This is a genomic window from Metapseudomonas otitidis (assembly GCF_900111835.1).
Lineage (GTDB): Bacteria > Pseudomonadota > Gammaproteobacteria > Pseudomonadales > Pseudomonadaceae > Metapseudomonas > Metapseudomonas otitidis.
Window position 1 is genome coordinate 179,936 of sequence record NZ_FOJP01000014.1, and the last position, 12,608, is coordinate 192,543.

Here is a 12,608-nt window from a genome sequence, read left to right on the forward strand (position 1 = left end):
AGTGCTCCTCAGGGGGCCTTGTTTTCGATCAGGCAGTTGCCGCCATCCACCACCAGCAGTTCGCCGGTGATGTAGCTGGCTTCGGGTGAGGCCAGGAAGGCCACCGCCGCCGCCACCTCCTCCGGCCGGCCGGCGCGCCCCACCGGCACGTAGCTAGCGGCATGGCGCTCCTCGTCGGTGCTGGAGGCAGTGGCGATCCAGCCTGGGGCCACGCTGTTGACGGTGATGCCGTGGCGCGCCACTTCCAGCGCCAGCCCCATGTTCATCCCCACCATGGCGGCCTTGGCCGCGCTATAGGCCGCCTCGCCGGGGTTGCTGCCACGGGTGCCGGTGGTGGAGCTGATCTGCACGATGCGCCCGTAGCCCCGTGCCTGCATGCCCGGCAGCACGGCACGGGTGAGCAGGAAGGCGGTAGTGAGGTTGCGCGCCAGGGACAGGTTCCAGGTCGCCAGGTCCATCTCCGCGACGTCGGCGAAGGGCTCCGGGCTGCCCTGCATGGCCATGCCGGCGTTGTTGACGAGGACGTCGATGCGGCCCCAGCGGGCTTCGGCCCAGCTCGCTAGTTCCACCACCTGGGCCTCGTCGGTGAGGTCCGCCGGGCGGCCTTCCGCCTCGAACCCCTCGGCGCGCAGCTCGGCCACCCGCTGGGCGATGCGCTCGCTGCTGGCGGTGATCACCAGGCGTGCGCCCGCCTGGCCCAGCCGCCGGGCAATGGCCATGCCGATGCCCGCCTCGCTTCCGGCGCCGCTGATCAGCGCCACCTGCCCCTGCCACCCTGTGGTTGTCATGGTCTCGCTCCTGCTGGTTTGTGATGGCGCTGGAAATTAGGCCCCTTTCGCTGATAGAAAAAGACGACCGTCATCAGCCGAGCTGACAACCATGGCCTTCAGCCGCGACACCCTGCGCACCTTCCTCGCCGTGCTCGACCACGGCTCTTTCTCCGCCGCCGCGCGCCAGCTCGGGCGTGTGCCCTCGGCGGTGAGCATGGCCGTCTCGCAGCTGGAGGCGGAGCTGGACCTGGTGCTGTTCGACCGCTCCACCCGCAAGGCCCTGCCCACCCCGGCGGCACTGGCCCTGGAGCCCCAGGCCCGCCAGGCCGCCAGCCAGCTCAACCTGCTGGACGCCCATGCCCTGCAACTGCACCAGGGGCTGGAGCGCCGGCTCAGCCTGGCCATGGCGCCGGAGCTGCAGAGCGGCCCCTGGAGCCGCCCGCTGGCCAGCCTGGCGCGGGAGTTCCCGGCCCTGGAGGTGGAAGTCCGCTCGGCGCCCCAGGCCGAAGCCATCCGCCTGCTGCATGCCGGCGAAGTGCAACTGGCGCTGGTGTTCGAACGGCCGGGCATCGACGAGCGCGAGGCCTTCCAGGAAGCCGGCAGCCAGGTGCTGGTGGCCGTGGCGGCCCCGGACTTCGCCCCCGGTCCCCTGGACGAGCGGGAGATGGCCGCGCGGCGGCAGATCATCGTCGCCAGCGGCGCGCCCACGGCCTCGGACCCGCAGATCGTCCTGGCCCACCGCGTCTGGCTCTGCGACAGCCACCTGGCGGCGCTGGAGCTGGTGCAGGCCGGCGTCGGCTGGGCCTACCTGCCCGAACCCCTGGTGGCGCCGCTGGTGGCCGGTGGATCGCTGGAAACGCTGCGCTTCGACAACATGAGCAGCCACCTGCGCATCGGCGTGGACATCGTCTGGCTGAAAGCGAACCCGACCGGCCTCGGCGCCCGACGCTACCTGGCGCTGATGCGCGAGCAACTGGCCAGCAGCACCCCGGTGTGACCCGGGGCCGCCGAGGGCGGTCTCCCCCCCTACGGGAGTCGGGTTGCACCCCTGCGGTTTCGGCTCCACAGTTCCGGCATCCACGCCCCTCGACGGACGCGGGCCATAACAGAAGAACCTCCCATGCGATTCCTTTCTGCCTTTCTGATCCTGCTGTTCCCGGCGTTTGCGCTAGCCGGGGCCGACACCCTGCGCGTGGACCTGCGCGACCGCCCGCCCGAAATGTGGAGCATCGACGGGCGCCCTACCGGTCCCCTGGTCAAGGTGCTGGAAGTGGCCGCCGAGCGTGCCGGCCTGCACCTGGAGTGGCGCTACGCGCCCTTCGCCCGCAGCCTGGCGGACCTGCGCGAAGGCCGCATCGACCTGGTGCCCCGGGTGCTGCCCGATCCCGAGCGCGACCGCTACCTGCACTACCTGCCGAGCATCGGCACCCAGGACAAGGACATCCTCTTCGCCATCCGCCCCACCCGGCAGGTGGAGCGCTACGAAGACCTGGCGCCCCTGCGCATCGGCGTCAAGCGCAGCAGCCTGTACTTCCCGCGCTTCGACGCCGACACCGCCCTGCACAAGCAGCCGGCGGTGGACGACGACATCCTGGTGCGGATGTTCCGCGCCGGCCGTATCGACGCCATCGCCGTGCTGGACAAGGCCGCCATCGACACCGCCTTCGAGAACATCCGCTTCCGCGACTACGCCTACGCCGGGTTGCGCGAGCCGATCCGCATCGAAAACCGCTTCGCCGCCTCGCAGAAGCTGTATGACAGCGGCCGCGCAGCGCTCTACGATCGCCTCGGCCGCGAGCTGGACGCCATGCGCCGCAACGGCGACGTGGTGTCCATCTACCGCGAACAAGGCGTCGAACCGCCCACCCCCTGAACCCATCGATGCCCGGCCCCGCCGGGCCGCCGTATCGAGTACCGCATGACCCCTTCACCCGATGCCCTGCTTCTGCTGCCGGGCCTGCTCAACGACTCGCGCCTCTGGGCCCACCAGGCCGATGCCCTGCGCGCGGAGCGGCCGGTGCACGTCGCCGACCTGACCCGTGACGACAGCATTCCCGCCATGGCCCGCCGGGTACTGGCCGAGGCCCCGCCGCGCTTCGCCCTGGGCGCCCTCTCCATGGGCGGCTACGTGGCCTTCGAGATCCTCCGCCAGGCGCCGGAGCGGGTAACCCGCCTGGCCCTGGTGGACACCATGGCCAGCCCGGACAGCCCCGAGCGCGCCGCCAACCGCAAGGGCCTGCTGGAGCTGGCGCGCCATGGCCGCTTCGTCGGTGTCAGCCCGCAGTTGCTGCGCCGGCTGATCCACCCCCGCCACCTGAGCACCCCAGTGGCCGACACCGTGCGCGCCATGGCCCGCGATGTAGGGCGGGAAGGCTTCATCCGCCAGCAACAGGCGATCATCCACCGCCAGGACGCCCTCGACCTGCTGCCACAGCTGACGCTCCCCACGCTCATCCTGGTGGGCGCCGACGACCTGATCACCCCGCCCGCCGAAGCGCGCCTGATGCACGCCGCCATTCCCGGCTCGCGCCTCGCAGTCATCCCCGAGTGCGGCCATCTGCCGCCCCTGGAGGCGCCGGAGCAGACGCTGTCGCTGCTGCGGGAATGGCTGGCCTGAGCAAAAACCTGCCAGTACTTCGCCACTGATCCATACTCCTTCGGTCGCATCGCACGTGATCGGGGGATTCATGGGCAACCATGCAGACGAAAGCATCTATCGCCGTGCATTCGAATCGTCCTCGGTAGGCTTGGCCCTGCTGGGGCTGGACGGCCGCATCCAGCACATCAACCGGGCCCTGGTGGAGATGCTCGGGCAACCCGCAGCCGACCTGCTCGGCACCTCACTGGACGCCCTGCTGCACCCGCGCGACCGCCATGCGGTCCTCCGCGCCTTCGACCGGGCGCAGCGCCAACATGAGGACCTGGAGTGCGGCGAGGTGCGCTTGGCCACCTCGGCAGCCACACCCCAATGGCTGCACCTGGGCCTGCGCATGGTCGAGGACGACCATGGCCAGCCCACCCATTACCTGGTGCGCCTGCAACTGCCCCTGGGGCATCGCCAGCGTGCCGAACAGATGTACCTGCTGAGCTACGCCCTGGACTACACCGCCGACGGGGTGCTGCTGCTGGATGGCGAGCGGCACATCCGCTACCTCAACGAGGCGGCCTGCCGCCTCACCGGGCAGCCACGCCACCGCTTGCTGGGCCAGTCCCTGTCCCAGGTCCTCGCGCCGCTGGCCGGCAAGCTGGCGGACCTGCTGGCCGACGACGAGAGCCTGCAGGAGGCAGTGGAGAGCCAGCGCATCCTCAGCTGCGAACTGCAGGTGCCCGACGAGGACTCGCCGCGCTACGTCACCCTCCAGTTCAGCCACTTCCACTACAACCAGCGCCCCTACAGCCTGGCGCTGATCCACGACTTCACCGAGCAGCGGCGCATCGCCGACGCCCTGCTGCGCAACGAGCGGCAGTTCCGCGCGCTGATCGAGAACACCCCCGACGCCATCGGCCGGCTGACCCCCGACTTCCGCCTAATCTACGCCAACCCGGCCCTGGAGGCGCTGTGCCGCCTGCCCCTGGTGGAAGCCCGCGGCCGCCCGGCACGGGAAGCCTTCGGCGACAACTCGCAGGTCGACATCATGGCCGACCTGGTGCGCGAGGTGGCCGCCACCGGCGAGTCCATGGAGGAGGAACTGATCCACGGCATCGACGGCCCGAGCGACCAGCAGATCCACTACCTCATGCAACTGGTGCCGGAGCGCAATGCCGAGGGCGAGGTGACCAGCGTCATCTCCGTGGCCCGCGACATCAGCGGCATCCGCAAGGCCGAACGGCGCCTGGCGGCCAGCAACCGCCAGCTGCGCGAGCTGTCCAGCCGCCGGGAAAGCGCCCGCGAGGAGGAGCGCAAGCTGATCGCCCGGGAAATCCACGACGAACTCGGCCAGCACCTCACCGCCCTGCGCATGGGCATCTCCCTGCTGCGCCTGCGGCACGGCGAGCAGGCACCGGGGCTCGGCGAGGGCGTGGAGCGGCTCATGGCCCTGTGCGACCGCACCATCGGCGTGGTTCGCTCCATCGCCACCAGCCTGCGGCCCGCCGCCCTCAACATGGGCCTGTACCCCGCACTGGAATGGCTGATCGACGAATTCCGCAGCCACCACACGCAGATCGCCTGCGAGCTGGTGGCCCACAGCGGCGCGCCGGCGCTGGACGACAGCCAGGCCACCACCGCCTTCCGCATCGTCCAGGAGGCGCTGACCAACATCGCCCGCCATTCCGGCGCCAGCCGCGCGGTGATCAGCCTGGAGCGGCTCGACGACCGCTACGTGCTGGACATCACCGACAACGGCCACGGCTTCGACCCGACCAAGGTCGGCAAGCGCTCCCTGGGCCTGGCCGGCATGCGCGAGCGCGGCACCAGCCTGGGCGGCGAGGTGGTGATCTTCAGCCACCCGGGCCAGGGCACCACGGTGCAGGCCACCTTCCCCGTCAACGAGCCTTCGGAGTCCCCATGACCCGCATCCTCATTGCCGACGACCACGCCATCATGCGCGGCGGCCTCAAGCAGCTGATCGAGTTCGACGCCCGCCTGCAGGTGGCAGCCGAAGCGGAGAACGGCGCCCAGGTGCTGGAGCAGCTGCGGGCGGAGGAATTCGACCTGCTGCTGCTGGACATGAGCATGCCCGGGCTCAGCGGCGAGGACCTGATCAGCCGCGTGCACGGCCGCTACCCGCGCCTGCCGATCCTGGTGCTGAGCATGCACAACGAGGCGCAGATCGCCCAACGCGCCCTGCGTGCCGGGGCCAGCGGCTACCTGACCAAGGACCACAACCCGGAAACCCTGCTGGCTGCCATCCACCGGGTGGCCAGCGGCGGCCGCTACCTCGACCCGCGCATCGCCGAGCAGCTCGCCTTCGCCAGCAGCAGCCCCACGGACGACGCGGCCGCTCAGCTCTCCGACCGCGAGTTCCAGATCCTCCGCCTGCTGGCCCAGGGCCTCAGCGTCAACCAGATCGCCGACCAGCTGGTGATCAGCAACAAGACCGTCAGCACCCACAAGACCCGGCTGATGGAGAAGATGGGCTTCACCTGCAACGCCGACATCATCAAGTACGCCATGACCCACGGCCTGACGGCCTGACCGGGCCGTCTGCCCCGCCACATCCGACGGCCCGCCATCACGCGGCCCCTCGGGAAATCCCTACAAAAAAGCAGGATGTCCCGAGGCCATCACCGGGATAGGACGATAGGGCCGATCACGCCCCGCGCCCATGCTGGACACAACCCCGCAACGCATTGCCGCTGCGGGTCGAGTGTCCTCAAGGAGCGCGACCGTGACGAGCCCGAACCCTACTTCCAGCGTCCCCTGGCTGCCCATCGCACTCTGCGGTGCCGGTTGCGCGGTGCTGTTCTGGACGGCCAGCCAGTTCCCCTCCCCGGCCTGGGCCCTGGCGGCCGTGGCGCCCACGCTGCTGCTGTGGGTCGTCATCGCCCAGCGTGACGGCGCCCACCAGCAGGCCCTGCACCGCACCCATGACGAGGCCCTGGCCGAAGGTGCCCGCCAGGAGGCCGAGCGCCATGTACAGGGGCTGCCGGAGCTGTGCACCCGCATCGCCCCCATCTGGTCGGCCCAGATCGAATCCGCCCGCCACCAGACCCAGACCGCCATCGAAGCCCTCGCCGAGCGCTTCGCCCGCCTCGCCGGCCGCATCAGCGACGCCGTCTCCAGCGGCATGCAGGCCGACAGCGATGCCCTGGTCACCCTGCTGGCCCAGAGCGAAGTGGAGCTGGAAGACATCGTCAGCCAGCTGCGCCTGGCGCTCTCCAGCAAGGAGAGCCTGCTGCAGGAGGTGGAGCGGCTGAACAGCTACACCGCCCAGCTGCGCACCATGGCCAAGGAAGTGGGCGACGTGGCCAAGCAGACCAACCTGCTGGCCCTCAACGCCGCCATCGAAGCCGCCCGCGCCGGTGAAGCCGGACGCGGCTTCGCCGTGGTCGCCGACGAAGTGCGCAAGCTCTCCACCCTCTCCGAGGAAACCGGCAAGCGCATCGGCGACACCATAGAGACCGTCAGTGGCGCCATCGAGCGCACCCTGCAGGTCTCCAACGAACACGCCACCCGCGATGCCGGAACCCTGGAGAACGCCAGCCAGGTGATCCGCCAGGTGATCGCCCAGTTCCGCTCCGGCGCCACCCGCCTGGTGGAACAGGGCAACGCCCTGCGCAACGACAACGCCGTGGTCGGCGAGGAAATCTCCGAGGTGCTGGTGGCCCTGCAGTTCCAGGACCGGGTCAGCCAGATGCTCGGCCACATGCGCGACGACATCAGCCGCCTGGCCCAGCACCTGGAGGAGGACGACGCCCGCCACGTGGACGCCCGCTCCTGGCTCGACGAGCTCTCCCGCACCTACACCACCCCCGAACAGCACGCCATCCACCAAGGCCGCAAGAGCAGCCAAAGCACCGCCAGTGGCGCCAGCGACTCCGCTTCCGACATCACCTTCTTCTGAGGACAGATCATGGCCAAGACCATTCTCATCGTCGACGACTCCGCCTCCATCCGCCAGGTGGTGGGCATGACCTTGAAAAACGCCGGCTACGACGTGCTCGAAGGCGTCGACGGCAAGGACGCGCTGACCAAGCTGGACGGCCGCAAGGTCCACCTGATCATCAGCGACGTGAACATGCCGAACATGGACGGCCTCACCTTCCTGAGGAACGTCAAGCAACTGGCGGCCTACAAGTTCACCCCCGTGATCATGCTCACCACCGAGGCCGGCGACGCCATGAAGTCCGAAGGCCAGGCCGCCGGGGCCAAGGCCTGGGTGGTCAAGCCCTTCCAGCCGGCCCAGATGCTGACGGCCGTTTCCAAGCTGATCCTGCCGTGATCGGGAGACTGTCATGAGCACCCTGGAATCCCCCGATGGCAGCCGCCGCCTGGCCCTGGACAGCGCGCTGACCATCTACACCGCCGCCGACACCAAGCTGCTGCTGGCCAACGCCCTGCAAGGCGCCGTGGCCCTGCACCTGGACCTCAGCGCCATCGAGGAAGTGGATTGCGCCGGCCTGCAGCTGCTGCTGGCAGCCTGCCAGGAGGCTCGGCGCCAACACGTCAACCTCAGCCTCGAAGGGGCCAGCCCGGCCATGACCGAGATCCTGCAACTGAGCGGCCTGCGTGAACTGCTCCCCATCGGAGGGCTGCACTGATGAACCTCGACAGCGTGATCGGCACCTTCATCGCCGAAAGCCGGGAACTGCTGCAGCAGATGGAAGACGCCCTGCTGCAGATCGAGCAATCCCCGGAAGATCCCGAACTGATCAACGCCATCTTCCGCGCCGCCCACACCATCAAGGGCTCCTCCGGGCTGTTCGGCTTCGACTCCATCGTCGCCTTCACCCACGTGGCCGAGAGCGTGCTGGACCGCGTCCGCGCCGGCGAACTGCCGTTCAGCGCCGACCTCAGTGCCTTGATGCTGCTGGTGGGCGACCACCTGGCCGGCCTGGTCAACCACCTCGCCGAGGGCCGCGACCTGGCCGAGCTGCCGGAAGTGATGGGCATCCACGAAGCCGAACTGGTGCAACGCCTCAGCCAGTACCTGAACAGCACCCCGGCCGCCACCGCCGAAACGCCTTCCGAATGCGCAGCCGCCCCCCACGATGGCGTCGCCAGCCAGCACTGGCACCTGTCCCTGCGCTTCGGTGCCGACAGCCTGCGCGACGGCATGGACCCGGTGTCCTTCCTGCGCTACCTCGTCACCTTCGGCGACCTGCTGCACATCGAACCGGTGCTCGACCACCTGCCCAGCTTCGAGGCCCTCGATCCCGAAGCCTGCTACCTGGGCCTGGAAGTGGCCTTCACCACCGAGGCTGACCAGGCGGTGCTCGAAGGCGCCTTCGACTTCGTCCGCGCAGAGGGCCGCATCCGCATCCTGCCGCCCGGCGCGCCCCTCGCCCGCTACGCCGAACTGCTGGCCGAGCAGACCGATGAAGGCGAGGCCCAGCGCCAGCGCCTGCTGCGTTGCGGCACCCTGAGCGAAGCCGAACTGGCCAGCCTCGATGCCCCACCGGCCAATGACGCCCAGGCCGCCTCCAGCCCCGAGGCACCGGCCGCCGCCTCCGAACCGGGCGAGACCGCCGCCGTCGGCAAGGCCCTCAAGGAAACCGCCCGCGCCAGCGGCGACGCCAACCTGATCCGCGTCGACGCCGGCAAGCTGGACCAGCTGATCAACCTGGTGGGCGAGCTGATCATCGCCGGCGCCAACACCCGCATGCTCGCCCAGGGCTGCGGCCTGGTGAACATGAGCGAGTCCGCCGAGACCCTCTCGCGCCTGGTGGAGGAAGTCCGCGACTCCGCCCTGACCCTGCGCATGGTGCAGATCGGCGCCACCTTCAACCGCTTCCAGCGGGTGGTGCGCGACGTCTCCAAGGAGCTGGGCAAGGACATCGTCCTGCACATCAGCGGCGGTGACACCGAGCTGGACAAGACGGTGGTGGAGAAGATCGGCGACCCCCTCACCCACCTGGTGCGTAACGCCATGGACCACGGTATCGAGCCGGCCGAGCAACGTCGCGCCAGCGGCAAGCCCCTGCAGGGCGTGGTGCGCCTGAACGCGTACCACGAGGCCGGCGGCATCGTCATCGAAGTAAGCGACGACGGCGGCGGCCTCAACCCGCAGAAGATCATCGCCAAGGCCGTGCAGCGCGGCCTGATCACCGAAGGCCAGCAGCTCTCGGACAAGGACACCTTCAACCTGATCTTCGAGCCCGGCTTCTCCACCGCCGACCAGATCAGCAACCTCTCCGGCCGCGGCGTCGGCATGGACGTGGTCAAGCGCAACATCACCGCCCTGCGCGGCACGGTGGAGCTGGACAGCCAACTGGGCGCCGGCACCTGCGTACGCATCCGCCTGCCGCTGACCCTGGCCATCATCGACGGCTTCCTGATCGGCGTCGGCAGCTCCAGCTACGTGGTGCCCCTGGACATGGTGGAGGAATGCATCGAGCTGCCCAGCAGCGAGCTGGACGACCTCGACCAGCTGGACCTGCGCGGCGACGTGCTGCCCTTCATCCGCCTGCGCAACCTGTTCGAGGAAGCCAGCCTGCGGCCCCGCCGGGAGAACGTGGTGGTGGTCAGCTACGCCGGGGTCCGCGCCGGCCTGGTGGTGGACCAGCTCCACGGCGAGTTCCAGACCGTCATCAAGCCCCTCGGCAAGGTATTCGGCCAGGTCCCGTCGCTGTCCGGCTTCACCATCCTCGGCAGCGGCGCGGTGGCGCTGATCCTCGACATCCCCGGCCTGCTCGCCCAGTTCGCGCAGCCTGGCCGCCCCGGCGCCAGCCAGCCCAACCAACCGAGGAGTGCCCTGCAATGAACCTCTCTCTCCGCATCCTGGCCCTGACCACAACCGCCGTACTCGCGTTACTCGCCCTGGCTTCGGGCCTGGCCTCCAGCACCGCTGTGCCGCTGGCCATTCTGGCAGCCGTTGCCGTAGGCGTTCAGGGGCTGTATCTGCACGGCACACTGGCTCGCAAGCTGGGTGACGAACCCCAGGCTTTGCTGGCACTCGCCGAGCAGCTGTCACGCGGAGAGACCATTGCAAGACCCGCTAGTCCAGCCACCAGCGGATCTCTGCGCGACCACCTGCACCAGATCGGAACCCAGATTGATGGGCTTGCCCAGGACCTCCGGCACGTCTGCGACGAGCATGCACGCGGGGATATCGACGTCATCCTGAACACCCGGCTTCCCGGCCTCTACGGTGAGGTTTCCCAAGGCATCAATGCACTGGTGGCCAGCCACATCGAGGTGAAGAAGAAGGCCATGGCCTGCGTCCGCTCCATCGCCGAAGGCGACCTGAGCGCTCCTTTGGAATCCTTCCCCGGCAAGAAGGCCTTCATCAACGACAACATCGAGACCTTGCGCCGCAACATCACCGGCCTGATGAGCGAAATGCGCCACATGTCCGACGAGCACGACAAGGGTGACATCGATGTGGTGATCGACGCTGCACGCTTCCAGGGCAGTTACGCCGAGATCGCCCGCGGTATCAACGCGATGGTCGCCGGGCATATCAGCGTGAAGAAGAAGGCCATGGCCTGCGTCAAGTCCTTCGGCGAAGGCGACCTCACCGCACCGCTGGAGCAGTTCCCGGGCAAGAAAGCCTTCATCAACGACACCATCGAGACCCTGCGCGGCAACATCCGGGCGCTGATCGAAGACACCCAGATGCTCAGCCAGGCCGCCCTGGACGGCCGCCTCGATGTGCGTGCCGACGCCGGCCGGCACCAGGGGGACTTCCGCCGCATCGTCAACGGTATCAACGACACACTGGAGGCCATCATTGCCCCACTGCGTGAAGCCATGAGCGTCATCGAGGGGCTGGCCGATGGCGACCTGACCCGCACCATGAGCGGACGCTACAACGGTCACCTCGACGAACTGCAGCAGTCACTCAATACCACGGTGCGCAAGCTCGCCGACGTGATCGGCCAGGTACACCAGTCCACCAGCATGCTCAGCAGCGCCGCTGAAGAAATCTCCGCTACGGCACAGAACCTGAGCCAAGCCGCTTCCAGCCAGGCCGCCTCGGTGGAAGAGACCAGCGCCGCCATGGAACAGATGTCCGCCTCCATCAGCCAGAACACCGAGAACGCCAAGATCACCGACGGCATGGCCGGCAAGGCTGCTCGGGAAGCCAACGAAGGTGGCCAGGCCGTACGCGACACCGTGTCAGCCATGAAGACCATCGCCGACAAGATCAGCATCGTCGACGACATCGCCTACCAGACCAACCTGCTGGCCCTCAACGCCGCCATCGAGGCTGCCCGAGCAGGCGAACACGGCAAAGGCTTCGCGGTGGTCGCCGCCGAGGTGCGCAAGCTGGCCGAACGCAGCCAGGTGGCCGCCCAGGAGATCAGCGAAGTGGCCAAGAGCAGCGTCTCCCTGGCCGAACGCGCCGGCACCCTGCTCGACCAGATGCTGCCCTCGATCACCAAGACCTCCGACTTGGTCCAGGAAATCTCTGCTGCCTCGGAAGAGCAAACCACTGGCGTCAACCAGATCAGTGACGCCATGACACAGCTCAGTGACATCACCCAGCAGAACGCCGCCGCCTCGGAACAGCTTGCAGCCACCTCCGAAGAGATGACCGTGCAGTCCACCAACCTGCAGGACCTGATGCGGTTCTTCCAGTTGAACACTTCAAATGGATCAGCCAGCGCTTCCCGGTCTTCGTACTCGGTATCGCCTTCTCACCGCAGCAACTCGTCGCTCCAGGGTGATGAACAGGAAGGCGGTTTCATCCGCTTCAGGAGCTGAACACCATGAACCTCGACCTCGCATTGCAATCAGGCGAAGAACAACGCCAGTACCTGACCTTCCGGGTCGGCCGTGACCTGTTCGGTGTCGCCACCCGCTACGTGCGGGAGATCCTCGAATTCCACGCCATCACCCAGGTGCCGATGATGCCGCCGCTGGTGCGTGGGGTGATCAACCTGCGCGGCGCCGTGGTGCCGATCATCGACCTCGCCGAGCGCTTCGGCCTCGGCAGCACCGAGCTGGGCCCGCGCACCTGCATCGTCATCATCGAGCTGCAGGACGGCGAGGAGGCCCAGTTGATGGGCGCCCTGGTGGATGCCGTCACCGCCGTCGCCGAGATCGAGCCGCCCGCCCTGCGCCAGGCCCCGGCCTTCGGCAGCCGCGTACCCCCGGAATACATCGAAGACCTCGCCCGTGTGGACGAACGCTTTCTCACCCTGCTGCGCATGGAGCAGGTGCTGAACGTCGACCAGATCGCCGCCCTGGCCGGCCAGCGCAACACCCCCCGACTGTCCCTCGTCTGATTG

Annotated in this window: 12 protein-coding genes; 11 read left to right on the plus strand and 1 reads right to left on the minus strand. The window is 68.5% G+C overall.

What is annotated here, in order from left to right; translation table 11 throughout:
• Window positions 1-8 precede the first annotated feature (8 nt).
• Window positions 9-788, minus strand: coding sequence for an SDR family NAD(P)-dependent oxidoreductase (locus tag BM198_RS19335; RefSeq protein WP_074971778.1), 780 nt, complete (start codon window positions 786-788; stop codon window positions 9-11).
• A 91-nt stretch (window positions 789-879) separates the two neighbouring features.
• Between BM198_RS19335 and BM198_RS19340 the strand changes: the two genes are divergently transcribed.
• The 11 genes from BM198_RS19340 to BM198_RS19390 all read left to right on the plus strand — a co-directional run bounded on the left by BM198_RS19340 (window position 880) and on the right by BM198_RS19390 (window position 12,605).
• On the plus strand, window positions 880-1,767 hold the full coding sequence (locus BM198_RS19340) for a LysR family transcriptional regulator (protein ID WP_074971779.1): 888 nt from the start codon (window positions 880-882) through the stop codon (window positions 1,765-1,767).
• A gap of 123 nt (window positions 1,768-1,890) precedes the next feature.
• Entirely contained in the window at window positions 1,891-2,643 is a 753-nt protein-coding gene (locus BM198_RS19345; RefSeq protein ID WP_044404593.1) for a substrate-binding periplasmic protein, read from the plus strand.
• Between the two features lie 45 nt (window positions 2,644-2,688).
• A complete protein-coding gene (locus BM198_RS19350) occupies window positions 2,689-3,387 on the plus strand; it encodes an alpha/beta fold hydrolase (protein WP_074971780.1) in 699 nt (232 codons plus the stop codon).
• Window positions 3,388-3,457: 70 nt separating this feature from the next.
• Window positions 3,458-5,281, plus strand: a complete 1,824-nt coding sequence (locus BM198_RS19355) for a PAS domain-containing protein (RefSeq protein WP_074971781.1) — start codon at window positions 3,458-3,460, stop codon at window positions 5,279-5,281.
• Window positions 5,278-5,907 carry a response regulator gene (locus BM198_RS19360; protein WP_074971782.1) on the plus strand — a complete coding sequence of 210 codons (630 nt, stop codon included), beginning with the start codon at window positions 5,278-5,280 and terminating at the stop codon, window positions 5,905-5,907. The genes BM198_RS19355 and BM198_RS19360 overlap by 4 nt, the downstream gene beginning before the upstream one ends.
• 193 nt (window positions 5,908-6,100) lie before the next feature.
• A complete protein-coding gene (locus BM198_RS19365) occupies window positions 6,101-7,276 on the plus strand; it encodes a methyl-accepting chemotaxis protein (RefSeq protein WP_074971783.1) in 1,176 nt (391 codons plus the stop codon).
• 9 nt (window positions 7,277-7,285) lie between these two features.
• Entirely contained in the window at window positions 7,286-7,654 is a 369-nt protein-coding gene (locus BM198_RS19370) for a response regulator (protein ID WP_074971784.1), read from the plus strand.
• Window positions 7,655-7,667: 13 nt separating this feature from the next.
• On the plus strand, window positions 7,668-7,973 hold the full coding sequence (locus BM198_RS19375) for an STAS domain-containing protein (protein ID WP_074971785.1): 306 nt from the start codon (window positions 7,668-7,670) through the stop codon (window positions 7,971-7,973).
• Window positions 7,973-10,135: a chemotaxis protein CheA gene (locus tag BM198_RS19380; protein WP_074971786.1), complete on the plus strand. Its 2,163-nt coding sequence runs from the start codon at window positions 7,973-7,975 to the stop codon at window positions 10,133-10,135. Before BM198_RS19375 ends, BM198_RS19380 begins: the two co-directional genes overlap by 1 nt.
• Complete coding sequence (locus tag BM198_RS19385) at window positions 10,132-12,081, plus strand: methyl-accepting chemotaxis protein (protein WP_074971787.1); 1,950 nt, start codon at window positions 10,132-10,134, stop codon at window positions 12,079-12,081. Before BM198_RS19380 ends, BM198_RS19385 begins: the two co-directional genes overlap by 4 nt.
• Before the next feature lie 5 nt (window positions 12,082-12,086).
• Window positions 12,087-12,605, plus strand: a complete 519-nt coding sequence (locus BM198_RS19390; RefSeq protein ID WP_074971788.1) for a chemotaxis protein CheW — start codon at window positions 12,087-12,089, stop codon at window positions 12,603-12,605.
• Window positions 12,606-12,608 lie beyond the last annotated feature (3 nt).

What these genes read in the sequence shown, in the direction of transcription:
- BM198_RS19335 (WP_074971778.1), bottom strand. Translation starts at nt 788, where the DNA reads ATGACAACCACAGGGTGGCAGGGGCAGGTGGCGCTGATCAGCGGCGCC.
- BM198_RS19340 (WP_074971779.1), top strand. Translation starts at nt 880, where the DNA reads ATGGCCTTCAGCCGCGACACCCTGCGCACCTTCCTCGCCGTGCTCGAC.
- BM198_RS19345 (WP_044404593.1), top strand. Translation starts at nt 1,891, where the DNA reads ATGCGATTCCTTTCTGCCTTTCTGATCCTGCTGTTCCCGGCGTTTGCG.
- BM198_RS19350 (WP_074971780.1), top strand. Translation starts at nt 2,689, where the DNA reads ATGACCCCTTCACCCGATGCCCTGCTTCTGCTGCCGGGCCTGCTCAAC.
- BM198_RS19355 (WP_074971781.1), top strand. Translation starts at nt 3,458, where the DNA reads ATGGGCAACCATGCAGACGAAAGCATCTATCGCCGTGCATTCGAATCG.
- BM198_RS19360 (WP_074971782.1), top strand. Translation starts at nt 5,278, where the DNA reads ATGACCCGCATCCTCATTGCCGACGACCACGCCATCATGCGCGGCGGC.
- BM198_RS19370 (WP_074971784.1), top strand. Translation starts at nt 7,286, where the DNA reads ATGGCCAAGACCATTCTCATCGTCGACGACTCCGCCTCCATCCGCCAG.
- BM198_RS19375 (WP_074971785.1), top strand. Translation starts at nt 7,668, where the DNA reads ATGAGCACCCTGGAATCCCCCGATGGCAGCCGCCGCCTGGCCCTGGAC.
- BM198_RS19380 (WP_074971786.1), top strand. Translation starts at nt 7,973, where the DNA reads ATGAACCTCGACAGCGTGATCGGCACCTTCATCGCCGAAAGCCGGGAA.
- BM198_RS19385 (WP_074971787.1), top strand. Translation starts at nt 10,132, where the DNA reads ATGAACCTCTCTCTCCGCATCCTGGCCCTGACCACAACCGCCGTACTC.
- BM198_RS19390 (WP_074971788.1), top strand. Translation starts at nt 12,087, where the DNA reads ATGAACCTCGACCTCGCATTGCAATCAGGCGAAGAACAACGCCAGTAC.